Annotated in this window: 18 protein-coding genes and 1 pseudogene; 6 read left to right on the forward strand and 13 right to left on the reverse strand. The window is 69.6% G+C overall.

Going from position 1 to position 22788, the window contains the following annotated elements; genetic code table 11:
* The 4 genes and pseudogenes from WFH23_RS13960 to WFH23_RS13975 form a co-directional block, all read right to left on the reverse strand.
* Window positions 1-98, reverse strand: a pseudogene (locus tag WFH23_RS13960) (dihydrodipicolinate synthase family protein); the annotation flags it as partial.
* A gap of 57 nt (window positions 99-155) precedes the next feature.
* Complete coding sequence (locus WFH23_RS13965; RefSeq protein ID WP_336662976.1) at window positions 156-1457, reverse strand: flavin monoamine oxidase family protein; 1302 nt, start codon at window positions 1455-1457, stop codon at window positions 156-158.
* A gap of 226 nt (window positions 1458-1683) precedes the next feature.
* Window positions 1684-2493, reverse strand: coding sequence for a purine-nucleoside phosphorylase (locus WFH23_RS13970; RefSeq protein WP_336662977.1), 810 nt, complete (start codon window positions 2491-2493; stop codon window positions 1684-1686).
* 44 nt (window positions 2494-2537) lie between these two features.
* On the reverse strand, window positions 2538-5348 hold the full coding sequence (locus WFH23_RS13975; RefSeq protein WP_200330163.1) for an aminotransferase class I/II-fold pyridoxal phosphate-dependent enzyme: 2811 nt from the start codon (window positions 5346-5348) through the stop codon (window positions 2538-2540).
* 222 nt (window positions 5349-5570) lie between these two features.
* Between WFH23_RS13975 and WFH23_RS13980 the strand changes: the two genes are divergently transcribed.
* The 3 genes from WFH23_RS13980 to WFH23_RS13990 are packed head-to-tail and all read left to right on the forward strand — an operon-like array spanning window position 5571 to window position 7944.
* Complete coding sequence (locus tag WFH23_RS13980) at window positions 5571-6056, forward strand: SIP domain-containing protein (RefSeq protein WP_090146592.1); 486 nt, start codon at window positions 5571-5573, stop codon at window positions 6054-6056.
* A gap of 49 nt (window positions 6057-6105) precedes the next feature.
* Window positions 6106-7545 carry an NAD(P)H-quinone dehydrogenase gene (locus tag WFH23_RS13985; RefSeq protein ID WP_090146593.1) on the forward strand — a complete coding sequence of 480 codons (1440 nt, stop codon included), beginning with the start codon at window positions 6106-6108 and terminating at the stop codon, window positions 7543-7545.
* 12 nt (window positions 7546-7557) lie between these two features.
* Window positions 7558-7944: a cupredoxin domain-containing protein gene (locus WFH23_RS13990; RefSeq protein WP_336662978.1), complete on the forward strand. Its 387-nt coding sequence runs from the start codon at window positions 7558-7560 to the stop codon at window positions 7942-7944.
* A gap of 16 nt (window positions 7945-7960) precedes the next feature.
* Here the strand turns inward: WFH23_RS13990 and WFH23_RS13995 are convergent, their stop codons facing one another.
* From WFH23_RS13995 to WFH23_RS14020, 6 genes are all read right to left on the reverse strand, one after another.
* Window positions 7961-9454, reverse strand: a complete 1494-nt coding sequence (locus WFH23_RS13995; protein ID WP_336662979.1) for an amidase — start codon at window positions 9452-9454, stop codon at window positions 7961-7963.
* A 17-nt stretch (window positions 9455-9471) separates the two neighbouring features.
* The gene (locus WFH23_RS14000) at window positions 9472-10758 is read right to left on the reverse strand and encodes a M20 family metallo-hydrolase (RefSeq protein ID WP_336662980.1); all 1287 of its coding nucleotides are present in this window, start codon (window positions 10756-10758) and stop codon (window positions 9472-9474) included.
* Window positions 10755-12185 (reverse strand): MFS transporter, encoded by a 1431-nt coding sequence (locus WFH23_RS14005; protein WP_336662981.1) that lies wholly within the window; start codon window positions 12183-12185, stop codon window positions 10755-10757. The genes WFH23_RS14000 and WFH23_RS14005 overlap by 4 nt, the downstream gene beginning before the upstream one ends.
* Before the next feature lie 89 nt (window positions 12186-12274).
* Entirely contained in the window at window positions 12275-13231 is a 957-nt protein-coding gene (locus WFH23_RS14010) for a LysR family transcriptional regulator (protein ID WP_336662982.1), read from the reverse strand.
* A 70-nt stretch (window positions 13232-13301) separates the two neighbouring features.
* Window positions 13302-14648: a TRAM domain-containing protein gene (locus WFH23_RS14015; protein WP_090146599.1), complete on the reverse strand. Its 1347-nt coding sequence runs from the start codon at window positions 14646-14648 to the stop codon at window positions 13302-13304.
* A 71-nt stretch (window positions 14649-14719) separates the two neighbouring features.
* Complete coding sequence (locus WFH23_RS14020) at window positions 14720-14992, reverse strand: GlsB/YeaQ/YmgE family stress response membrane protein (RefSeq protein ID WP_090146600.1); 273 nt, start codon at window positions 14990-14992, stop codon at window positions 14720-14722.
* Window positions 14993-15342: 350 nt separating this feature from the next.
* On the opposite strand from WFH23_RS14020, the gene WFH23_RS14025 reads away from it, so the two are divergent.
* Window positions 15343-15990: a Maf family protein gene (locus WFH23_RS14025; protein ID WP_336662983.1), complete on the forward strand. Its 648-nt coding sequence runs from the start codon at window positions 15343-15345 to the stop codon at window positions 15988-15990.
* Between the two features lie 15 nt (window positions 15991-16005).
* On the opposite strand, the gene WFH23_RS14030 is transcribed toward WFH23_RS14025, so the two are convergent.
* Window positions 16006-17700 (reverse strand): PucR family transcriptional regulator, encoded by a 1695-nt coding sequence (locus WFH23_RS14030; protein WP_336662984.1) that lies wholly within the window; start codon window positions 17698-17700, stop codon window positions 16006-16008.
* 184 nt (window positions 17701-17884) lie between these two features.
* Here WFH23_RS14030 and WFH23_RS14035 point away from each other — a divergent pair, with 184 nt between their 5' ends.
* Window positions 17885-19369, forward strand: a complete 1485-nt coding sequence (locus tag WFH23_RS14035; protein ID WP_200330151.1) for a CoA-acylating methylmalonate-semialdehyde dehydrogenase — start codon at window positions 17885-17887, stop codon at window positions 19367-19369.
* A gap of 13 nt (window positions 19370-19382) precedes the next feature.
* Window positions 19383-20771 (forward strand): aspartate aminotransferase family protein, encoded by a 1389-nt coding sequence (locus WFH23_RS14040; protein WP_336662985.1) that lies wholly within the window; start codon window positions 19383-19385, stop codon window positions 20769-20771.
* 77 nt (window positions 20772-20848) lie between these two features.
* On the opposite strand, the gene WFH23_RS14045 is transcribed toward WFH23_RS14040, so the two are convergent.
* Both WFH23_RS14045 and WFH23_RS14050 read right to left on the reverse strand, forming a co-directional pair.
* Window positions 20849-21244 carry a RidA family protein gene (locus tag WFH23_RS14045; protein WP_218054693.1) on the reverse strand — a complete coding sequence of 132 codons (396 nt, stop codon included), beginning with the start codon at window positions 21242-21244 and terminating at the stop codon, window positions 20849-20851.
* Between the two features lie 22 nt (window positions 21245-21266).
* On the reverse strand, window positions 21267-22788 hold a 1522-nt coding region (locus WFH23_RS14050; RefSeq protein WP_336662986.1), incomplete at its 5' end, for an FAD-binding oxidoreductase.

The raw sequence follows: 22788 nt of genomic DNA on the forward strand, positions 1-22788 counted from the left end.
CGCTGCGCTGCGGTCAGGCCGAGGATCGGCAACGGGAGCGATCGCGGTGCGACGAGTCCGAGCAGTTCGGCGATTGCGGCGGTGACGCGCAGGCTTCCATGACACGCACGAAGAGTGACCCCGCTGCGGTTTTCGGGGTGCTGCGGGCGTCGGGGCTAGGCGAGATCCGCCTGGATGCGCCTCGACTCACGCAAGCCGCTCTCGATCGCGCCGTCGACGAAGCCGCCCCACAGATTCGCGTTGTCGGTCGTCGCGAAGTGCACGGCGCCGTGCGGTCGCTGCAACTCGATGAGGTCCCGGGTGAGCTGCCCCGGGCGATGCGTCATCCACGTGTTCTGCGAGAGCGGATCGGCCATCCAGTCGTGCCCGGTCGCGCCGGTCACCTCGATGCCTGGCCGCAAGACATCGACGGCGGCCTGCACGGCGGCGACGTCGTCGAGGTCGAGGCGCGTGTGATCCGGGCCGAATCCCACGAGCAGCGTGTAGTCGCCGTCTGCGTCTGCGCCGTAGTACTCGGCTTTGAGTACCGAGAGCGGGTCGTGCTGACTCGCGTACGCGAAGAACCGCGTGACATGACCACGTGCCCTGATCCACGCCTTCGTGCCCTGCGAAGCGACGCGCTCTGCCGAGAGCCGCTGCCACGCATCGGGCAGCGGTGGGCGGAAATCGATCGTCGAGATGGCATTCGCCGGAAGCGTGGAGACGAGGCGACGAGCGCGGATCCGCGAGCCGTCCACCAGCTCGACGCTCGCCGCATCGGCATCGCTCTCCACCGCGGCAACGGTGGCACCGAACCGGATCTCGCCGCGCACGTCTGCGGCGATCGCGGCCGTGAATGCGCTCATGCCGCCGACGACGCGGTAGGTCGCCGACGCCTCGTGCATGAGCTGCCAGTGCCCGCCCGTGGCTGCGACCCAGCGCAGAGCGCTCGACAGGCCCACCTGATCGAGCGGGGCGTTGACGTGCCCGACCCACACCGATTCGTTCGCCGCCCGTGCCTCCGGCGTGAGGTCGAGGGAGTCGATGCGATCCTGCACCGTGAGGCTGTCGAGCTGCGCAATGCGGCCCGTCGTCGGATCGACGCCGCGCGGGATCGCCTCTCGCGCATCGTCGATGATGCCCTGCTGCCCATCGTCGACGAGTGCCATGAACTCGGCGATGGAGCCCGTTCGGGAGACGCCGTCGGCGCCGAGCCAGAACGCCTCCTCGGCGCTGGGGCTGCGCTCGATGTCGCGCCCGTAGCGGGTCATCTCGGCCCACGTGTGCGGCTGCACCCAGTGCACCCAGGTGCCGCCGAGCTCGAGATCGTGCCCGAAGCGGTGATCCGTCCAGGTGCGCCCGCCCACGCGATCACGTGCCTCGAGCACCACCACGCTGAGCCCGGCGGCGCTCAGCTCTCTTGCCGCGATCAGCCCCGCGAACCCCGCTCCGATGACGACGACGTCGACCGACTCCATGCGCTCCTCCTCGAGTGCTCGTTGCCCCGATCCTAGCGGCGCTCGAGCTGCCGCGGCCTCATGCTGAAGTGAGTGGCGGCGCGCCCGTTCCCGCGGACCGGGGTCACTTTCGGAGGGTGTCGGACATGTGGTCGGCGTCGACACACGCCACAAGTGACCCGGCTGAAGTGAGTGGCGGCCCGCTGAGAGTGGCGGCGCGCTGAGCTGCGCGCAGCGGGCGGCGCGCCTACAGCTCCGCGACGACGCGTGTGAGCAGATCGGCGAGGCGGGGCTCGGCGGCCCTGCCCTCGGCGAGCACCTCGGCGTGGCTCAGCGGATCCCCCATGCCGGCGGCCGGGTTCGTGATGAGCGAGAACCCGAGCACCTGCATCCCAGCCTCGCGGGCGGCGATCGCCTCGAGCGCGGTCGACATGCCGACGATCTGACCGCCGATCGTGCGCAGGTAGTGGATCTCGGCCGGCGTCTCGTAGTGCGGCCCTGGCAGCTGCACGTACACCCCCTGCTGCAGGCCCGGCTCGACGGACCGGGCGATGTCTCGCAAGCGCGACGCGTAGAGGTCGGTGAGGTCGACGAAGTTCGCGCCCTCGATGGGGGAGACGGCGGTGAGGTTGAGGTGGTCGCTGATGAGGACGGGCTCGCCCGCGCGGAACGCGGGATCGACGCCGCCGGCGCCGTTGGTCAGGATCATGATCTCGGCCCCCGCCGCGGCCGCGGTGCGGACGCCGTGCACGACGGTGCGGACGCCGCGCCCCTCGTAATAGTGTGTGCGCGCACCGATGATCAGGGCGTGCTTGCCGCTCGCGAGCCGGATGGACCTGAGCGTGCCCGAGTGGCCGGGCACGCCGGAGACGTGGAAGCCGGGCACCTCCTCCGCGGGCACGACCGCGACGGTCTCCCCGATCACATCGGCGGCTTTGCCCCACCCGCTGCCGAGAGTCAGGGCGATGTCGTGCCGTTCCACGCCGGTCAACCGGGCGATGGCGGAGGCGGCTTCAGCGGCCAGGGCGGCGGGGGTATGGGACGTTGCGGCGCTCATGCGCTCCAGCTTAGAGCGCCTGAACGCTCGGCCGCCGACGCCGTTCACGCTTCCGGGCGGAGGACGCGGTACCCGCGGCGGGCGTCGTAGCCGTGGATCTCACGCGTGTCGAGCACGGCCATGAAATCGAGCACCTCGGCCGAGATGACCTGACCTGGGACGAGCACGGGAAAGCCGGGCGGGTACGGCGTGACGAATCCGGCCGAGACGGGCTGCTCGCCTCGCCCGACCCGCTCGGCGAGCTCGGCGGGGGAGACGTGCTCGACGGCGCCGCGCTGCTGCCCCCGGAAGAACGCTGCGCGCATGTCGCCGTCGGGCAGCACCCCGTCGGTGGCGTAGCGCTGCGAGAACGCGCTGAAATCGGGCAGCGGCGGCATCAGCGTCTCTTCGGTGACGAGAACGTCGGGATCCTCCTGCGCCCTGGCCTCTTCGAAGCGCTCGGCGAGCTTCACGAGCACTTCGATGAGGTAGGCGATCGCGCTGCGGGAGGTGCCGATGTTCGTCATGAACAGCACCGTGTTGCGGCTCGTCTTGTTGACCTGGATGCCGTATCGGTCCATGAGGTGCTCGTGCTTGAAGGTGTCGCCATCGACGCCGGTGCGGCTGATCTCGATGGTGATGCGCGACGGATCGACGACGAACTCGTCGGTCGCCCATGCCTGCCACATCGATGCGAGCCCGTCGCGCAGCGGCATCGGGCGCCCGGCATCGCGGTTGGCTGCTGGCACGAGGTCGTGCGCGGTGAGCACCCGGAAGGTGCGGCGGAGCAGCGGGTGCCGAGCGATCGCCTGAGACAGGCTGGTCGCGAGATCGAGCTGGCGCTGCACGAGCTCGAACCCTTCGAGCTCCACCTGCCGACGCCCGATGTCGAGCGATGCGAGGATCTGATAGTTCGGCGACGTCGACGTGTGCGTCATGTACGCCTCGTGGAACGCCTCCTCGGCGTCGCGCACCCAGTCCTGGTCGTAGACGTGGATCATCGATCCCTGCCGGAGGGCGGTCAGCGTCTTGTGCGTCGACTGCGTCGCGTACACGCGGATGCGCGCGTCGGGCGCGGGGATCAGGCGCTCCGCGAGCCAGACGTCGTCGGCGGCGGGGGCGCCGGGGGTCTCGCCGCCCGAGGGGAACAGCCGTTCCCGCTGGGCGCGATATGCGGCGGCGTGCGCCGAGGTGCCGAGCTGCTGCTCGAGGCGTTTCGCTGCCGCCATCGCGGTGCGCCGCCGGGTCACGGGGTGGAACGCTGCGAAGGCGAACCAGGCCTCGTCCCACAGGAACACGAGATCGGGTTTGATCGCGAGGCATTCGGCCATCACGCGCTCGGGGTCGTACACGATGCCGTCGAAGGTGCAGTTGGTGAGCGTGATCATGCGGACCTCGTCGAGGCGGCCCTGGGCGCGGTAGTCGAGCAGGAGCTGCTTGATCCGGTCGATGGGCACCGCGCCGTAGAAGGCGAAATCGTTCAGGGGGTAGGCCTCGAGATATGCGGGGCGCGCGCCGGTCAGCATCACGGCGTGGTGGTGCGACTTGTGGCAGTTGCGGTCCACGAGCACGACGTCGTTCGGGGCCATGAGGGCCTGGTGCACGATCTTGTTCGCGGTCGAGGTGCCGTTCGTCACGAAGAAGGTGTGCTTCGCCCCGTACGCGCGGGCGGCGAGGTCCTGCGCCTTCTTGATCGCGCCGGTCGGGGCGAGCAGCGAGTCGAGTCCGCCCGACGTGGCCGACGTCTCGGCGAGCAGCAGGTTCAGGCCGTAGAAGTCCGCGAGGTCGCGGATCCACTTCGACCCGACGACCGAGCCGCCGCGGGCGACGGGCAGGGCGTGGAAGACGCCGACGGGGCGCCGTGCGTGGTCCTGGATGGCCGAGAAGAACGGGGTGTCGTAGAGGTGGGAGACGCGCCGCAGCAGCGTCAGATGGAGTTCGAGCTGATCCTCCCGCCGAAACACGCGGCGGAAGCGCCGGGTGAGCGCGCCGGCGAGATCCTCGATGTGCGCTCCAGCGATCAGGTAGAGGTCGAGTTCGGGGCGGATCGCGGCGAGCGTATCGGCGAGACCCAGCACGCGCTGCACCGAGGCGAGCGAGCTCCGCGCCGGCGCGGCGCCCGGCACGACCTCGGCGCGGGCGAGGCGGATCGCCTCCTGCAGATCTCGGCTCAGCTTCTGCCGGGTGTGCTCGCTGAACCCGGGGCGCACGACGCAGGCGAGGATGTTCGGGTTGGTGAGCACGGCCGCGACGGCGTCGTCGGCAGAGGGCACGACGACGTAGTCGTAGACGAAGTCGTCGGCGGGGCCGCGCAGGCGCAGCGCCTCCGTGCGCAGACCGTCTCGATCCTGGGTCGTCGTCTCATCGACGACGAGCACCTCGAACCGCGGCCTCGGGTCGGAGTCGATGGTGAATTCTGCGCGCTCCTGCTCGTCGAGGAACTCGTCGCGGGGCTCGTCGGGCACGGTGTCGTGCCGCAGCCGGTTCACCACGCGTCCGATGCGGTCGAGCGCCGTGCGGTAGTCTCCGGCTTCGAGCAGTTCCCCGATCGCCGCGACGTAGCGTTGACCGAACCCCGCCCAGTAGAGCTCGATCGTTTCGAGTGCGCGCAGGTTGCGGTGCACCTCCCCGTCGGCGGCGAGTGCGTCGGCGGTGTCGGATTCTGTGGCGAGCCGTTTCACTGCGAAGCGGAGGTACTCCCACGCGTCGCTCCGCAACCGCCACGACGATGCCGGCATCCCCGGGTCTCGTTCGAGGGCGGCGGGGGCGTAGGCGGTGCGCGAGCGGAGCGTCGGAATCGGGATGCCGCCTCCGATCGAATCCTTGCCCGTGATGCCGTCGAACGCGGTTGCTGGGGAGGAGTCGATCCTCGTCATGTGTGGCGGTCCTTCCAACTTCATCGTATGGTGACGGCGCGTGCGCATGCGGCGGATGTGATTCCTTCGCGCGTGCAGGCTCGCAACTGTCGATCCTAAACGAACGCTCATGCGCGGTCGGCCACGTGACTCGCGATGACCACCGCCGGGTGCGCTCGTCGCGGGGCGTCGAATTCGCTGTGAGATCTTCCGATCAAGGTTAGGACGCCCTAAGATGAAGACGTGAACATCTCCGAACCATTCGATTTCCCCGAGGCGGTCTCGGTCGTCGATCCCGAGGGCATCGACTGCGTACTGGCAGCGGGGGATGCATCTGACCTGCCGCAGCTCGGCGAGTGGCTGCGCGGCCTTCCCGAGACGGCGTACGGGCGCGTGTTCGTCGAGGTCTTCTCCGAGATCCAGATCGAGGATCTCCCGGCGCCGCCGAACGTCGGCGTGACCTGGTTGTGCCGCGAGCAGCGCGAGCAGAGCACCCGGCCCGGTCTCGGCCGACGACGCGGCGAGGCGCTCGCGGGCGCGGTGGATGCCTGGTTCGACGAGTGGCTGTGGGCCGATGGAGAGGCCGTGCGCAACATCCAGCTGTGGATGGGCGCCCGCACGAGCTCCGTCATGCAGACCTACTGGATGGGACTGGATCGGCGGCTCGAGAAGCGCTGGCCCGGCTACTGCGAGCGCGAATGCCGTTCGGAGTGCCAGCGCGGCGAGTAGCCCCGGTTGATCGGCGGCCCCGTGCCGCGCGGCTGCGTAGACTTGCACTATGGCGAAAGCGAATGAACGTAAGCATCGGATCGCGATAGTCGGCGGAGGCCCCGGGGGCTATGAAGCGGCACTCGCCGGAGCCCAGCTCGGGGCGGAAGTGATCCTGATCGAGAGAGCCGGTGTCGGCGGAGCTGCGGTGCTCACCGATGTCGTCCCGTCGAAGAGCCTCATCGCCACCGCGAGCGCGGCGCAGAGCGTGCGCGACTCCGGCAAGCTCGGCGTGCAGGCGTTCGTCCCCGGTGGCGACGGAAAGCCGGTCCGCCCGGAGATCGCCGTCAATCTCGCGGCGGTCAACAAGCGTCTCCTCGCCATGGCCGGGGCGCAATCAGTCGACATGCTGCGCTCGCTCGAAGACGCCGGCGTGCGCGTGGTGCAGGGCGAGGGGCGTCTCGACGGCCCGAACGCCGTCGTGATCTCGACGGCTGCCGGCGGGGGCGGCACTGATTTCGATCGCATCGAGGCCGACACCATCGTCGTCTCCGTCGGCTCGAGCCCGCGCGAACTCGATTCGGCGAAGCCGGACGGCGAGCGCATTCTGACGTGGAAGCAGCTCTACGATCTGCCGAGCGTGCCCGAGCACCTCGTCGTGGTCGGCTCGGGTGTGACCGGCGCCGAGTTCGCGAACGCCTACCGCACCCTCGGTTCGGAGGTGACGCTCGTCTCGAGCCGCGATCAGGTGCTTCCCGGCGAGGACCGTGACGCCGCGGGCGTGATCGAGCGCGAGTTCACCCGGCTGGGCATGCAGGTGATGTCGAAGTCGCGCGCCACCTCCGTCACCCGCACCGAGAACGGCGTGCTCGTCGAACTCGAAGACGGGCGCACCATCGAGGCGACGCACTGCCTCATGGCGGTCGGCTCGATCCCGAACACTGCGGGTCTCGGCCTCGCCGAGGCTGGCGTCTCGTTGACCGACAGCGGCCACATCCGCGTGAACAAGGTCGCGCGCACGAACGTGCCCTCGATCTACGCGGCAGGCGACTGCACCGACTTCTTCCCGCTCGCGTCGGTCGCGTCGATGCAGGGTCGCACGGCGATCATGCACGCGCTGGGCGACTTCGTGCGCCCGATCGATCTGCGCAACGTCGCCGCGAACGTCTTCACCTATCCCGAGATCGCGACGGTCGGGTGGAATGAGAATTCGCTCGCCGAGGCATCCGATGTCGCGAAGGCCATCTCGCACACCATTCCCCTGAGCGTGAACCCGCGGGCGAAGATGATCGGGTTCACTGACGGCTTCGTGAAGCTGTTCGCGTGGAAGGCGTCTGGCACCGTCATCGGCGGGGTGGTCGTTGCTCACCGCGCCAGCGAGCTGATCTTCCCGCTCGCGCTCGCCGTCGAGCACCGGCTCACCGTCGATCAGGTGGCCTCGGCCTTCGCCGTCTACCCGTCGATGACCGGCGCGATCACCGATGCGGCCCGCGCGCTGCACCAGCACTGATCGGGGCGCGCCATGACGCACGATATCTCACGGCGACGCCTGCTGAGCGGGGCCGCGGGGGTTCTCGGCGGGGCCGCCGCCGTGCTGCTCGCCGCGTGCGCTCCGGTGGGTTCGCCGGAGCCGGTGGCCTCGGATGACGACGTGCAGGCCGAGGTGACCGTCACGGTCTCCGACAACCGGTACGAGCCGGCCGAGGTCGAGATCGCCCCGGGTCAGGCGGTGCGGTGGGAGTTCGTCGGGCCGAACGAGCACGATGTCGTCTCTGAGGATCGCAGTTTCGTGAGCGAGCTCCTCGTCGAGGGCAGCTACACGCACCAGTTCTCGGAGGAGGGCGAGTACGCCTACCTCTGCTCGATCCACCCCGAGATGCAGGGCGTCGTCCGGGTCGTCGCGCCGTAGGGGCGGGAGCCGGGGGTCACCCGATCGCCCGCGGGTAGGGCGGCATCGTGACGAGCTCCGCGATCGCCGACCCTGCTCGGAACACCGACGCCTCGGCGAATGGGTGGCCGACGATCTGCACGCCGATCGGCACTCCCGACGGCGAGACTCCTGCGGGTACGGAGAGCACGGGCACCCGGTTCGCAATGTTGAACGGGCTGGTGAGGTGCGCCTCCCAGTAGTGCTCGAGGTGCCGGGTGGAGCCATCACCATCCGGGACGTCGATGCCGTCGAGGTAATCGCCGTCGGCGTCGAGCATCTCCACGGCCTGCGTCGGGGTCAGCAGCACGTCGAGGCCGTCCATGGCTGCGGCGAGTTCGGCCTGCACCGCCGCGTCGAGCGCGAGCGAGTCGGGCAGGCTCACCCCGGTCGCGGCCCGCTCCGCGTCGGCGATGAACCGGCGAGTGTACGCGGCGAGTTGTGATTCGGTACCCGCGGTGAGCTGCGCCATCGCCGGCCCGAGAATGTGGCCGAAGTGAACGAACGCCGTGCGGCGCAACCGTTCGGTGGACCAGGGCAGCGCGACCTCGACGACGTCGGCGCCCGCAGCTTCCAGGGCCCGGGCTGCGCGCAGCGTCTGCACCCGGACCGAGGGAGCGACCGGATAGTCGCCCAGCGTCAGCGAGAGTCCCACGCGCAGCCCGCGGGCGCCCTCGGCGCCCCGGAGTGCTGCGACGAGCTCGCCATCGCCCTGGCGCCCCCAGGAGCCGTGGTCGGCGATGTGGCGGCCGCTCATCACCTCGGCGAGCAACGCAGCGTCGGCCACCGTGCGGGCCATGGGCCCGTCGCCGCGGTACCAATCGGCGGAGAGCGGTGGGATCGCGGGAATGCGGCCGTACGGGGCCTTGTATCCGACGGTGCCCGTGAACCCTGCCGGAATGCGGGTGCTCCCCGTGATGTCGGAGGCAGTGGCGAGCACCGCCATGCCGGCGGCGAGCGCCGCTCCGGCGCCACCAGACGAACCGCCGGGAGTGGCATCGAGGTTCCACGGGTTGCGCGTCACTCCCCACATGGGCGAGTGCGTCGTGGTCGCGCATGAGAACTCGGGCGAGGTCGTGCGACCGTGGATCACGCCTCCCGCGGCGAGGATCCGCTCAACAACGGGGTGGTGCGCGTCGGCGACGGCGCCACGGCACGCTTCGAGGCCCTGCACAAGGGAGCGTCCCGCGATCCCGTGCTTCTCCTTCGTCGCGATGGGAACCCCGAGGAGCGGGGGGAGCGCATCGCCCGGCGCCGCGGCCGCGTACGCCGCGTCAGCCGCTCGCGCCGCCTTCCGCGCGGAGTCGGCGAGCACCTCGGTGAAGGCGTTGACGCCGCCGTGCGTCGCGTCGCCGTTCACCTCCTCGATGCGGGCGAGCGTCGCCTCGAGCAGCTCGCTCGGCGTGAGGTCGCCGCTGATGAAGCGTCGCCTGGCGGTGTGCGCGTCGATGTATGCGAGATCGAGATCTCGGCCGAGAGCGGTCGGTGCCATGGTCGTGCTCCGTCCACTCACGCGTTCGCAGGCGCGGAGGCCGGGGCCGCGACGAGCTCCGCCTGCAGCGCTCCGTGCACCAGTCGCCAGCCGACCTCGGCCAGCATCGCGACGCCGTCGATCATGTCTTCGTCCCGGGTGTACTCGCGCTCGCAGTGGCTGACGCCGTCGACCGACGGGATGAAGAGCATCACCGTCGGTGCGATGCGGTTCATCGCGACCGAGTCGTGCCCGGCCATGGTGCGGATGCGGCGGGCGCCGAGCCCGAGTTCGGCGGCGGCGGCTTCGGCGAGTGCCAGGCCGGATTCCGGGTAGTGCTGGTTGTCGCGCACATCGAAGTCGCGGGCGGTGATCCTCAGACCGTAGGTGTCGGCGATATCGGCGATGTCGGCGAGCAGACGGTCGCGTGCGGCGAGCACCACGTCGGCGTCGTCGGCTCGGAGGTCGGCGACCAGGTGCACTCGGCGGGCCACGACGATGGGGGAGTTCGGCTCCAGAGTCAATTGCCCCACCGAGGACACGAGGGTTTCCGGCTCGAAGTGCTCGGTGACCTCGTGCACTTTGGCGATCACCTTCGCGGCCCCCAGCAGCGCATCGTGCCGATCCGCCATGGCAGTCGCACCGGTGTGCGACTGCTCTCCGAGCACTTCGACGTCGAGCTTCTGCGTGTACCAGCTGCGATCCACCGCGCCGATGGGAATGCCGTCGCGCTCGAGAATGCGGCCCTGCTCGATGTGGATCTCCGCGTACGAAGCGATCTCCGGTCGCGCATCGGTGCCGAGGTAGCCGATGCCGGCGAGCGCCTCGCGCACCGACGTGCCCCCCAGATCCCGCACCTCGAGCATCTCGTCTTCGCGCTTGATGCCGGCGAACACGGAGCTCCCCATGATGGACGGGGCGAAACGTCCGCCTTCTTCGTTGAACCAGTTGACCACGGCGACGTTGTAAGCGGGGCCGGTGGAACCGGCTGCCGGGGAGGCTGCGGCCCGGTCCGCGATCCGCGCCGCTGCGTGCAGGCCGGCGATGACGCCGTACGCGCCGTCGAACCGGCCTCCGAGGGGCTGGGAGTCGAGGTGCGACCCCAGGAGCACGTAGGGCGCTCCGGGGACGAGCTCGACGAGCGCGAACTGGTTGCCGATGCCGTCGACGCGGGTCTCCCAGCCGCGGCGCTCGGCGAAGGCGCGGAACCACTCGCGGGTTTCGCGGTCGGCGGGGGTCGCGGCTTGGCGGTCGACGCCGTTCGCCGGCGTCGCGCCGATCCGGGAAACGGCGTGAAAATCTTCGAGGAACGCGGTGTCGGTCATCGGGCAACTCCTGTCGCGGGCTTCCGTTTCAGCGGGTGGGTTTCGGGAATTCGTGTGAGCACGAGCACGAGGAACACGATGGCGGCCGCCGCCGCCATGTAGATGCCAGGGCTCGCGCCGAAGCCGGTGGTCTCGACCAGCCACGTGCCGATGAACGGCGCGGTGCCGCCGAAGATGGCGTAGCCGACGTTGTAGCTCACGGCCGCCGACGTGAAGCGCGTGCGGGTCGTGAAGATCTCGACGAAGAAGGTGTAGCACCCGCCGCCGTAGACGCAGACGGCGCCGACGAACAGGAACTGGCCGAGAATCGCGAGGGGCAGTGATCCTGACGTCACGAGCATGAACGCAGGCACGGCGATCACGGCGATGATGGCGGCTCCGGCGATCAGCATCGGCTTGCGGCCGACGCGGTCGCCGATGATCCCGCCCACCGGAAGGAGCAGCGCGTAGAGCAGCATCGCAGCGGCATTGGCGAGCAACGAGCTCTCGCGAGAGAGGTCGCCCGCCGTCTGCACGTACGAGACGAAGTAGCCGGAGAGGAAGTAGAACCCCATCGCGGTGAGGCCCATGACCATGATGACCTGGAGCATCTTCAGCCAGTTCTCGCGGAACGCGTCGCGGATGGGAGTCAGTCGTTCCTCGCTCTGCTGCTGCTCGGCCTGCACCTCCTTGAACGCCTCCGACTCGTCCGTGCGCGAGCGGATCCAGAGCCCGAATGCCGCGAGCGGCAGCGCGAGCAGGAACGGCACTCGCCAGCCCCAACCTTCGAACGCGTCGGCCGGCAGGCTCTGCGACAGCGTCAAGATCAGCGCCCCGCCGATGACGGAGGGCAGCGCGGTCGCTGCGAGGGTGATGTTGAGCCACAGCCCGCGGCGATGCTTCGGGGCGTGCTCGAAGACGAACGCTGGCGCACCGACCGATTCGCCGCCCGCCGAGAACCCCTGCAGCAGTCGGCAGAGTACGAGCAGGATCGGCGCGGCGACGCCGATCTGAGCGTAGGTGGGCAGGAGGCCGATGCCGGCGGTGGCGACGCCGATGGTCAGCAGGGTGATGTAGAGCACCGGGCGTCGTCCGTAGCGATCACCGATGGCTCCGAAGAACAGGCCGCCGAGCGGGCGGATGAAGAACGCGACGCCGAAGGCCGCGAACGTCGAGAGCAGGCCGACGGCGGGGTTGTCGCTCGGGAAGAACAGGGTCGCGAGCGTGAGCGCGGACAGGCCGTAGAGACTGAAATCGTAGAACTCGATGAACTGGCCGACGCTGCCGGCGAGCAGCACGCGGAGGCGCTTCTTGTCGAGCTGCCGGCGTTCCGAGACGGGAAGGGGGCCGGTCGGCAGATTGACCGGGTCGGTCGGGGGCAGGGCGGTGGCGTGTTCTGATGCGCGCTCGGTCGCGACGGGGCGGGCTGGGTCGGAATTCAGCGTCATTGCGTCCTCCATGGATGTCCCGGCCGGGTCAGTTCGCCGCAGCGTGGGTGACCGGGTGCCCCAATCCTCGAAGACCGAGCAAGCCGCGTCTAATGGGAAGTTTCGTTGCCGCCGATCGATGGAGTCGATGTCTGCGCACGACCCTGGTAGATGTCCCGGCACACTTCGATGAAGGCCTGCGCCTTGCGCGTCGAGGAGATGTCGCGTCGCTGCACCAGCGAGACTTCGGTGGGAGGAAACTCGTCGGAGAGCCGGAGCGGGACGACGCGTTTGCCCGAGTACGTCAGGCTCTGGTCGAGCCACTGGTTCAGGATCGAGTACCCGTGACCGCGGGCGACGTACGAGCGCACGGTCTCGTATCCGAGCGAGACGTGCCTGATGCGCGGTTCGAGGCCGAGCTGCCTGAAGAGGCGCAGGTAGTAGTCGCCGGTGTGCGGCAGATTGAGGAGGATGAAGGGATCTGCGGCGAACTCGCGCAGGCTCACGACGGATCGCCCCGCGAGCGCCTGCGCTCGCGCTTCGGGCACGATGACGTGCGGCGGCACACGGTCGATGACGGTGCGCGCGAATCGGTCGTCCACGCCGAGGTCGTACATCAGCGCCACCTCGCAGCGGCCGTCGTGCAGCGCCTCCTGCAGGCTGCCCTGGTCGCCCTCGAAGAAGGTGAGCTGCACGTCGGGGTACGCGGCCTCGAACCGGTCGAGAATCTCGGGGGCTCGGAACGGGGCGAGCGGAGCGTAGATGCCGACCGTCAGCTCGCCGGAGAGCGCTTCGCTTGCCGAACGCACGGACGTCGCGAGCATCTCGGCTTCCTCGAGGAGCGCGGGGCCGCGAGCGAGCAGCGCCCGCCCGGCCGGCGTCAGCTGCAGCCCGCGCCCTCGGTCGCGCGTGAAGAGCTCGACGGCGAGCTCGCGCTCGAGCTGCGAGATGGCGCTCGACAGCGTCGACTGCGTCACGCTCAGCTCGGAGGCCGCCGCCGTCATGTTCTCGAGGCGCGCGACCGCGCTGAAATAGGAGAGCTGCACCAGTGTGAACGCCGTTGTCATGTTCCCATGATCGCAGCGAACGATTTCAGCGCGGTTGCGGTCGAGCGGATGCCCGGGTGCGCGACGGCGGTCAGGCTCGCTGGAAGACCGCCAGCGACTCGAAGTGATGCGTGTGCGGGAAGATATCGAAGGCCCGGAGTCCGGTCAGTTCGTAGCCGGCGTCGCGCAAAGATCTCGTGTCGCGGGCGAGGGACACGGGGTCGCAGGCCACGTAGACGATGTTCATCGGTGAGAGTTCGACGAGCTGCGCGGTCACGCCGTTGCCCGCGCCGGAGCGGGGCGGGTCGAGCACGACGGTTCCGCGCCGCAGGCGATCTCGCACCGGTGCTGACGCCTTCAGCAGGTCCGCGAGGTGCCGATCGACCCTGGCGGTGTGCGCGAGTGCGCCGACGAGGGATGACAGATTCTCTGCAGCATCCTCGGTCGCGGCGGCATCCGACTCGACCGTCGCGATCTTCACACCGGTTCCAGCGGCCTCGGCAACGGCAGCGGCGAGCAGCCCCGCACCGCCGTACAGGTCGAGGTTGCCGGCTCCCGGCTCGAATCGACCGTCGGCGATGAGATCGGAGACGGCATCGCGCACGGCCGTGAAGAGCACCGCCGGTGCCGCGCGGTGCACCTGCCAGAACCCTCCGGCGCGCACGAGGAATCCGCGATCCTCCACCCACTCGTGGATCGGATCGCTCGCGCCGGAGCGCTGCCTCTCCCCGCTGAGCGTGAGGAGCATGCGCGGATCGTCGCCCGACGGGTCGACGAGATCGACGGTCTCGACGCCCGGCATGAGGTCGGCGAGCGGCGCGATCTGGTTGACGCCCTCGGTGGCGAGCGGCAGGGACTCGACGGGGATCACGCGACGGCTGCGCGCAGCGTACGGGCCGACGGCCCCGGTCTCGGGATCCACGTGCAAGCGCACGCGCGTGCGATAGCCGAGACCCGTATCGGCCTCTGGTTCGTCGGTCTCTTCGTCGATGAACGACGGGGGCGGTTCGACGATCTCGGCGAGTGCGCTGGCCAGATCATCGTCGCCCTCGGTCGCGAACTCGACGCCGCCGAAGCGGCTCATCGCATCCGCGAGGACTTCGGCTTTGAGCGATCGTTGGCGTTCGAGTGAGATGTGGCCGAACTCCGCGCCGCCTGCGCGATCCTCTGGAGCTCGGGAGATCGAGGCTTCGGCCCAGATGTGCTCACGGCGATCGGCTGAGGCGTCGAGCACCTCGACGGCCGTCGCGCGAGCGAACGACTTCTTCTTCGCGTCGGTCACGAGGGCCCGGACGCGTTCGCCCGGGATGGCGTCAGCCACGAAGACGACGCGACCCTCATGACGCGCGACACCGACACCGCCGTGAGCGATGCCTGTAACGACGAGGTCGACCTCTGCGCCGGGTTCGAGCGGGGCTGAGCTGTGCAATGCAGTCATGCCTTCATTCTCCCATTGCGCGAGGCCGACCTCGTGCCGCGGCGCGTGCGCGCCGCCATGCTGCGGCGGAATTACGCCGCGCGGTTGCCCTTGCGACCGGTGATCAGGCCCCAGATCAGCAGCACGACGATTGCGCCGCCGATTGCGACCAGCCAGGTCTCGATTGAGAAGAACTCACCGAGGTCAGCGCCGAAGAGCAGGCTACCGAGCCAGCCCCCGACGAGTGCGCCGATGACGCCCAGGATAAGGGTGGCAATCCAGCCGCCGCCCTGACGACCCGGCAGGATGGCCTTCGCGATAGCCCCTGCGATCAGCCCAAGCAGCAAAAATCCGAGGAAACCCATGAGAACTCCTTCCGTTCACGGGGAGGCACGGTGCATCCCCATGAGCACAAGGTACGTCGGTTCCGGGCACATCGAATAGGGGGTTGTCGTCGCCGAAGGTGCTGGTGTAGCGCGCGCACGTATATCAGCCCTCGGGTCCGCTCCCACGCGGCGCCTCGGGCTTCCAGCGGCCGATTCCTTCCTCCCTCCGCAGTGTATGCAGGGGATCTGAGTGTGTACAGTGCGTATCTCGGGAATTGGCAGGGCGCCCTGGAGATCCCCTGCGCGACGGTCATCGCCGGTGGTGCGCCCACCGGCGGGCCTCGGCTCGCGCCGCGGATGCGACCGGCGCGAGCTCTAAACTGCAGGGCATGCGTCTCTATCTCGCGTCCACCTCACCCGCCCGACTCTCCGTGCTCCGCGGCGCGGGCATCGAGCCGGTGTGCTTCGCCCCCGACGTCGATGAGGAGGCCGAGGTCGCCGCCCGCGAGGCGGAACTCGGCAGGGCGCTCACGGCCCCCGAGCTCACCGAGCACCTGGGCCGGCTCAAGGCCGAGGACGTGGCGCGCCGTCACGGGCCCGACGGCACGGGCGAGATCGATGGCCTTGTGCTCGGCGGTGATTCGATGTTCTTGCTCGACGACGAGATCCTCGGCAAGCCGCACCGGCCAGAAGTCGCGCTCGCACGGTCGAAGCAGCATCGCGGACGCACCGGCGTGCTCCATTCGGGGCACTGGCTCATCGACTGCACCGCGGGGGCGACGAGAGCCGCGGCCGGCGCGGTCGACACGGCGACCGTGACACTGGCGAGCGACCTCGCCGATGCCGAGCTCGAAGCCTACGTCGCTACGGGAGAACCGCTCGAACTCGCAGGCGGCTTCGCGATCGACGGCCTCGCCGGAGCGTTCATCGAGCGCATCGAAGGGGCTCCGAGCTGCGTGATCGGGCTCTCGCTCCCGGCGCTGCGCCGGCTCGTCATCGAACTCGGGCACGAATACCCCGGCCTGTGGCGCGGCTGAGGCGGTCGCGCTCGGTTAGTCGCTGCGCGCGAGCAGCGCGACGGTGAGCGCCGCGATCGTCGTGCCGTCGGCGAGATCGACGCCGAGCAGCTCTTCGATGAGTGCGAGGCGCTGGTAGAAGACGGATCGCGATAACCTCGCGCGCTGCGCGGCGAGCGAGCGATTCGTCGGGTGCGCGAGATACGCCCGCAGCACGAGCAGGAGATCGCCGCTGTGCCCGGGCCCGGAGCCGGAATCATGCGCGATGAGGGGGCCGAGGGCTTCGGAGGCGAACTCCTGCACCTCCGGCGTCGCCGACAGTCCGCGCACGAGGTAGGCGAGCGCCTGCCGTTCGGCCTGCTGCACGGTGACTCTGCCGGCCGCGGCAGTCGGTCTCAGACGCCCGGCGGCCCGCACGCGTTCGAGCGACGTGATGAGCGAGCGGACGCCTCGGCCGGAGGCGCCGAGACCGAGGTGCGCGCGCCACCCCGGGGGCGTCGGGGAAGGGATGAGCATGTCGAGTTCGCGCGCCAGCCGGACGGCGAGCGGCGGTGCGGATCCCGACTCGGCGACAGCCGAGATGCGGGGGTCGTCGGCGGGAAACGAGAGGAGCGCGAGCAGCGGAGTGCGATCGTGTTCGCCTGCGGAGGTGCGGGAACCAGCAGAGGGCGCCGCGTCGTCGGTCGGATCGGGGACGAGGATCACGCGGCCCTCCGGAGCGACCGCGCGTCGCAGCGCCGTCTCGAGCACGGCGCGTTCGAGCGAGGAGTGACCGCCGAAATCCTCGGTGCCGCGCAGAGTCGCGCCGAGCAGCACTCGCCCGTCGATCGGGAGACCGGCAGCCGCGAGCTGCGTCGCGAGTTCGGTGTCACTGCGGTAGCGACCGTTGAGGAGAGCGTCGAAGAGGCGCTTGGAGCTCAATCGCAACCACTGCTCCCCGTCGGGGTCGGCGAGCTTGCCGAGCGCGAGCGCGAACGCTCCGAGTTCGAGCACGGTGCGTCGACCGGCTGCGTGCGGCGGCCCGGGGAGTGCGGAGAGGCGGCCCCACCGCTTTCCCTGCGCCTCGACGGCGACGGAATCGGCGCCCGCGGGCAGCGCGTCCGGACGCGTCGCGGCCCACGGGGCGAGCGCCGCCTGGGGGAAGAGCTCGCCCCCGGCCCAGGCGACCACGCGGCCAGCGGAATCCTCGAGCACGACCGGAGCGTCGAGGGTCTCGGCGAGACGCTCGACGACGTAATCGACCGGGCTGCGATTCAAGCCGAGCTCCGTGAGCATCGTGTGCACATCCGCGCGCGCCGCGAGCGCTTCCGTCTGCGCCGCGAGCACGCGCTGATGCACGCGCTGCGTGATCTGCACGAATCGCACTTCGCGGCGCAGCACGATCAGCGGGATGGCGTGGCGCTCGCACGCGCTCGCGAGCTCGGCCGGCGCGGCGTCGAAGTGGGCTCCGAGCTCGAGGATGGCGGCTGCCGGGTCGGCCGCGACCACCGACCGGGCGAGAATGTCGAGTGCGTCGTGATCGGTCGGCCATCCGGCCCCGGTCGTGAGGATCAGCTCGCCGCCCTCCAGCAGTGCGATGGCGCCGGCGCCCGCGACGACGTGCGCCCAGCGAATCGAGCGATCGAGCCCTGCGCGGCCCGCGACGAGCTCGGGGGCGCCGGCATGCAGCTCGGGAAGCGCGAGCGCATCCGCGACCGTCACCGGGGTCGCGTCCGTCCGTGTCTCTGTCATATCGAACAGATTGTACGGGAGTGAGCGAAATCGTGGATGGAATGCGGTCGATCACGACGAGCGGTGCTGTCACACTGGGTCGTGGCGGAGTCCTGGATTCCGAACAGATTGCCCGGAACGCGGTGATCACTCACACAGCGGCACACGCGGACGCGGGTGCACTCAGCAGAAAGCAGGCGAACGCATGGCACGCATCCCCCACGTCATCGGCGGCGAAAAGGTCGACACCGCGGAGCGCACCCAGCCGGTGTACAACCCGGCGACGGGCGAAGCGCAGCACGAACTGAGCATCGCGTCGGTCGAGACCGTCGAGCAGGCCATCGCAGCGGCGCAGGAAGCGCTGCCGAAGTGGCGCCGGACGAGCCTCACGAAGCGCGCAGACGTCTTCTTCAACCTGCGTCAGCTGCTCAAGCAGCGCACCCCGGAACTGGCTGCGATCGTCACCAGCGAGCACGGCAAGGTGCTCTCGGACGCTGCAGGCGAGATCGCGCGCGGCCTCGAGAACGTCGAGTTCGCATCGGGGCTGCTCCACCTGCTCAAGGGCGAGCGCGACGAGCAGGTCTCGACCGGCGTCGACGTGCACTCCATCAAGCAGCCGGTGGGCGTCGTCGCAGCGATCACCCCCTTCAACTTCCCGGTAATGGTGCCGCTCTGGATGATCGCGAGCGCCATCGCCTGCGGCAACACCGTCGTGCTGAAGCCCTCCGAGCGCGACCCCTCGGCCTCGGTCTTCATCGCGGATCTCTTCCGCGAGGCCGGCCTGCCGGACGGTGTGCTCAACGTGGTCCACGGCGACAAGGTCGCGGTCGACACCCTGCTCGACAGCAGCGACGTGAAGGCCGTCTCCTTCGTTGGCTCCACCCCCATCGCCAAGTACATCTACGAGCGCGCAGCCGCCAACGGCAAGCGCGTGCAGGCGCTGGGCGGTGCGAAGAACCACATGCTCGTCATGCCCGACGCGGACATCAACGTCACCGCAGACGCCGCGATCTCCGCGGCGTACGGTTCCGCCGGCGAGCGCTGCATGGCGGTCTCGGTCGTCGTCGCGGTCGGCGACGTGGCGGATCGCCTCATCCCCGAGCTCACCAGCCGCATCGCGAACCTCACGATCGGCAACGGCACGGATCCCGCATCTGAAATGGGACCCCTCATCACCCGCGAGGCCAAGGAGCGCGTCGAGGGATACGTCGCCGGAGCAGAGGCCGAGGGGGCGACCGTCGTCGTCGACGGCCGTCAGGCGCAGTTCGAGGGCGACGGATTCTTCACCGGCGTCTCGCTGATCGACCACGTCAAGACCGACAGCAAGGTGTACCTGGAGGAGATCTTCGGGCCGGTGCTCGCCATCGTGCGCGTCGACAGCTACGAGGAGGGCCTCGAGCTCATCAACTCGCACCAGTTCGGCAACGGCACCGCGATCTTCACCCGCGACGGCGGTGCCGCTCGTCAGTTCGAGTTCGAGGTCGAGGCCGGCATGGTCGGCATCAACGTGCCGATTCCGGTGCCCGTCGGCGCCTTCTCCTTCGGCGGCTGGAAGGACTCGCTCTTCGGCGACTCGCACATCTACGGCCCCGAGTCGATCAACTTCTACACGCGCTCGAAGGTCGTCACCACGCGCTGGCCGAACCCCGACCAGTCGAAGATCGACCTCGGCTTCCCGAGCAACCACTAAGGAGCGGTTCTTCATGAGCGACTACATCGACCTCAACGGCGCCGAGCAGAGCTTCGGCGACACCGAGGCGCAGCGCGAGGTGCGCGAGAACGATCGCCAGTACGTCTTCCACTCGTGGTCGGCGCAGGGCGCGATCAACCCGCTGCCGATCGCGAAGGGCGAGGGCGTCCGGTTCTGGGACTACGACGGCACCGAATACCTCGACTTCTCGTCGCAGCTCGTCAACCTGAACCTCGGCCACCAGCACCCGGGGCTCGTCAAGGCGATCCAGGATCAGGCCGGCCGCCTCGCGACCATCCAGCCCGCCATGGCGAACGACGTGCGCGGCGAGCTCGCCAAGCGCATCGTCGAGCACTCCTTCGAGGGCGCCCGGTCGGTGTTCTTCACCAACGGCGGCGCTGATGCTGTGGAGTACGCAGTGCGCATGGCCCGCCACCACACGGGGCGCCAGAAGGTGCTCGCCCGGTACCGGTCGTACCACGGGTCGACGTCGACGGCGATCACGCTGACGGGCGAGCCGCGCCGCTGGGCGAACGGCACGCTCGACGCCGGCGTCGTCCACTTCCACGGGCCCTACCCCTACCGCTCGGTCTTCTACTCGGAGACGCCGGAGCAGGAGACGGAGCGGGCGCTCGCGCACCTGCGTGCGACGATCGAGCTCGAGGGGCCCGCGACCATCGCGGCGATCATCCTCGAGAGCGTGACCGGCACGAACGGCATCCTCATCCCGACGCCCGGCTACCTCGCGGGCGTGCGCGCCCTCTGCGACGAGTTCGGCATCCTGCTCATCGCCGATGAGGTCATGGCCGGTTTCGGTCGCACGGGCCACTGGTTCGCCTTCCAGGCGTTCGACGTGCACCCCGACCTCGTGACCTTCGCGAAGGGCGTGAACTCGGGCTACGTGCCGCTGGGCGGCGTCGTCATCTCGGAGGCCGTGCACCAGACCTTCGACCAGAAGCCGTTCCCCGGCGGGCTCACCTACAGCGGACACCCGCTGGGCGCGGCTGTCGGCGTTGCGACCTTCGACATCTTCGAGGAGGAGGGCATTCTCGAGCGCGTGCGCGACCTCGGAGAGCGCGTCGTCGGGCCCCGCCTGCGCGAGATCGCGGAGAAGCATCCCTCGGTCGGCGAAGTGCGCGGCACCGGGCTGTTCTGGGCGATCGAGCTGGTGAAGGATCCCGACACCCGCGAACCGCTCATCCCGTTCAACGCGGCGGGTGAGGCGGCCGCTCCGTTCAACGCGGTGGTCGCGGCGTGCAAGCAGGCTGGTCTCTGGCCGTTCGCGGCGGGCAACCGACTGCAGGTGGCTCCTCCGCTGATCATCTCGGAGGAAGATCTCGTGAAGGGTCTCGACATCATCGACGAGGCGCTGAACGTGGCCGACGGGTACGTCGGCGAGTAATTCGAAACAGCAGCGCCCGCCGCCCCGACCGGGGCGGCGGGCGCTGCTGCGTGCGGGCCCTCTTGGCGCCGCGCTGCTCAGCGAGCCCGCGCTGCCGCGATCGCGGTGACCTCGACGAGCATCTCCGGCCGTGCAAGCGCGGCGACCCCCACGAGGCAGCGCACCGGGCGGGCGCCCTCCGGCATCATCTCTCGGTAGACGGCGTTGAACGCATCGCGGTTCGCCGGGATGTCGCACAGGTGGATGGTGAGGTGGGCGATGCGGTCGAGCCCGGATCCGACCGCGGCGAGCTTGGCCTCGAGGCGCGCGAGCACGCGCCGGCTCTGCGCGTCGATGTCCCCGGTGACCTCCCCGTTCGCGTCGACGGGAATCGCGGTGGTGAAGGCGAGATCCCCGATGACCGTCGTGTGAGCGGAGAGCGCCGCCCCCGTGTCTTCGGGAATGCGGATGAGAGATGCTGCTGCTGTGGTCACGATGCTCCTTGCTGGTGGGATGTCAGAACGCGGTTCCGGGATTCATGAGCGAGTGCGGATCGAGTGCCAGTTTGATGCTGCGGTGCATCTCCATGACGTCCTCGCCGAGGTCGAGCGCTGCGTACGCGCGCTTCAGCGAGCCGATGCCGTGCTCGCCGGAGACGGTGCCGCCGAGCGACAGCACCGTGTCGACGATCGCCGCCATCGCCGTCTGCAATCGCTCGCGCGCCTCGTCGTGATCCGCGTCGCCGACTTCGTCGACGAGCAGTACGTGCAGGTTCCCGTCTCCGAGGTGGGCTGCGATCCTGCTGCCGGTGCGTTCGAACCCCGAGGCGATCGAGCGGATGCCGGCCACGGCTTCCGCCAGGCGGGGGAGCGGCACGGAGACGTCCTGCGGCAGAACGGGCCGGGCGCCCGATGCGCTGACGAGCGCCTCGGCCGTCGGAGGGGTGCCTGCGGAACGCACGGCTGATCCTCCGCGGCGCACCGAGAGCACGCCGTCGAGATCGTCCGGCGACACCGTGTGCGTGCGTGCGCCGGCGGCTGCGAGCAGGTCCATGAGCGCTGCGTGCTCCGTTTCGACGGCCGAGCCGTCCACCTCGATCATGAGCAGCGTCGGGTCGGCGCCCCACTCCGAGACCGGGCCGAGCAGCGGCGAGAGGGGCCCGGTGTCTCGCGCCAGGAGCGCGCCCGCGTCGAGCAGCTCGCACATGCTCGGCGTCAGGGTGTCGAGCACGCGGCCCGCAAGGGCGATCGCTTCGTTCGCCGAGCCGAGGGCTGCGAGCGCGAGGCGGGATTCGACGGGGATCGGGCAGAAGGTGATGCCGACGCCGACGATGACGCCGAGCGTGCCCTCCGATCCGATCATGAGGTGCGTGAGGTCCAGGCCGGTGACGTCCTTGATGACGCGATGCCCTACAGTGACGAGCCGCCCGTCTGCGAGCACGACGTCGAGTGAGCGGATCCACCGCTCGGTCACCCCGTACTTCACGCACCGCAAGCCGCCCGCATTGGTCGCCACCGTGCCCCCGAGTGTCGCTCGGGAGACGCTTGCTGGGTCGGGAGGGTAGAACATGCCGTGCGGTGCGAGCATCTCGCCGACTTCTGCAACGGTGAGCCCCGGACCAAGGTGCGCGTAGCGGCCGGCGATGTCGAGTTCGTGGATGGAGCGGATGCCGGAGACGTCGATCACGAGGGATGGCACGACCGGGACGGCGCCGCCGACGAGCCCGGTTCTGCCGCCCCGCGGCACCACGGGAAGACCGTGCCGGGCGGCGAGGGCGACCGCCGTCTGGACCTCTGCGGCGCAGCGCGCTTCGACCACGAGACTGGCGGGCGCCGACGTGATCGGCGACTCGTCTCCGAGCTCCTCGATGCCTGCGGCGATCCGTGCACGGGAGCCGAGCTCTGGCGCGTGCGAGGTGATCGCATCGAGCAGGCGCGCGAGTACCGCATGAGCTGCTGCGGTGGCGTGCATCGTCGGCTTCTCCCCGTTCTCCTTGGCATCGGATGCATCGCATGCTAGCATCGCCCGTATTGCAGAA

The organism is Leucobacter sp. USHLN154, from assembly GCF_037145595.1.
Lineage (GTDB): Bacteria > Actinomycetota > Actinomycetes > Actinomycetales > Microbacteriaceae > Leucobacter > Leucobacter alluvii.

Excerpts from the sequence above, each read along its gene's own strand:
- WFH23_RS14020 (WP_090146600.1), bottom strand. The coding sequence starts at position 14,992 with ATGGGTTTCCTCGGATTTTTGCTGCTTGGGCTGATCGCAGGGGCTATC.
- WFH23_RS14030 (WP_336662984.1), bottom strand. The coding sequence starts at position 17,700 with ATGACAGAGACACGGACGGACGCGACCCCGGTGACGGTCGCGGATGCG.
- WFH23_RS14035 (WP_200330151.1), top strand. The coding sequence starts at position 17,885 with ATGGCACGCATCCCCCACGTCATCGGCGGCGAAAAGGTCGACACCGCG.
- WFH23_RS13990 (WP_336662978.1), top strand. The coding sequence starts at position 7,558 with ATGACGCACGATATCTCACGGCGACGCCTGCTGAGCGGGGCCGCGGGG.
- WFH23_RS13975 (WP_200330163.1), bottom strand. The coding sequence starts at position 5,348 with ATGACGAGGATCGACTCCTCCCCAGCAACCGCGTTCGACGGCATCACG.
- WFH23_RS14040 (WP_336662985.1), top strand. The coding sequence starts at position 19,383 with ATGAGCGACTACATCGACCTCAACGGCGCCGAGCAGAGCTTCGGCGAC.
- WFH23_RS13970 (WP_336662977.1), bottom strand. The coding sequence starts at position 2,493 with ATGAGCGCCGCAACGTCCCATACCCCCGCCGCCCTGGCCGCTGAAGCC.
- WFH23_RS14005 (WP_336662981.1), bottom strand. The coding sequence starts at position 12,185 with ATGACGCTGAATTCCGACCCAGCCCGCCCCGTCGCGACCGAGCGCGCA.
- WFH23_RS14010 (WP_336662982.1), bottom strand. The coding sequence starts at position 13,231 with ATGACAACGGCGTTCACACTGGTGCAGCTCTCCTATTTCAGCGCGGTC.
- WFH23_RS13965 (WP_336662976.1), bottom strand. The coding sequence starts at position 1,457 with ATGGAGTCGGTCGACGTCGTCGTCATCGGAGCGGGGTTCGCGGGGCTG.
- WFH23_RS13985 (WP_090146593.1), top strand. The coding sequence starts at position 6,106 with ATGGCGAAAGCGAATGAACGTAAGCATCGGATCGCGATAGTCGGCGGA.
- WFH23_RS14025 (WP_336662983.1), top strand. The coding sequence starts at position 15,343 with ATGCGTCTCTATCTCGCGTCCACCTCACCCGCCCGACTCTCCGTGCTC.
- WFH23_RS14000 (WP_336662980.1), bottom strand. The coding sequence starts at position 10,758 with ATGACCGACACCGCGTTCCTCGAAGATTTTCACGCCGTTTCCCGGATC.
- WFH23_RS13995 (WP_336662979.1), bottom strand. The coding sequence starts at position 9,454 with ATGGCACCGACCGCTCTCGGCCGAGATCTCGATCTCGCATACATCGAC.
- WFH23_RS14015 (WP_090146599.1), bottom strand. The coding sequence starts at position 14,648 with ATGACTGCATTGCACAGCTCAGCCCCGCTCGAACCCGGCGCAGAGGTC.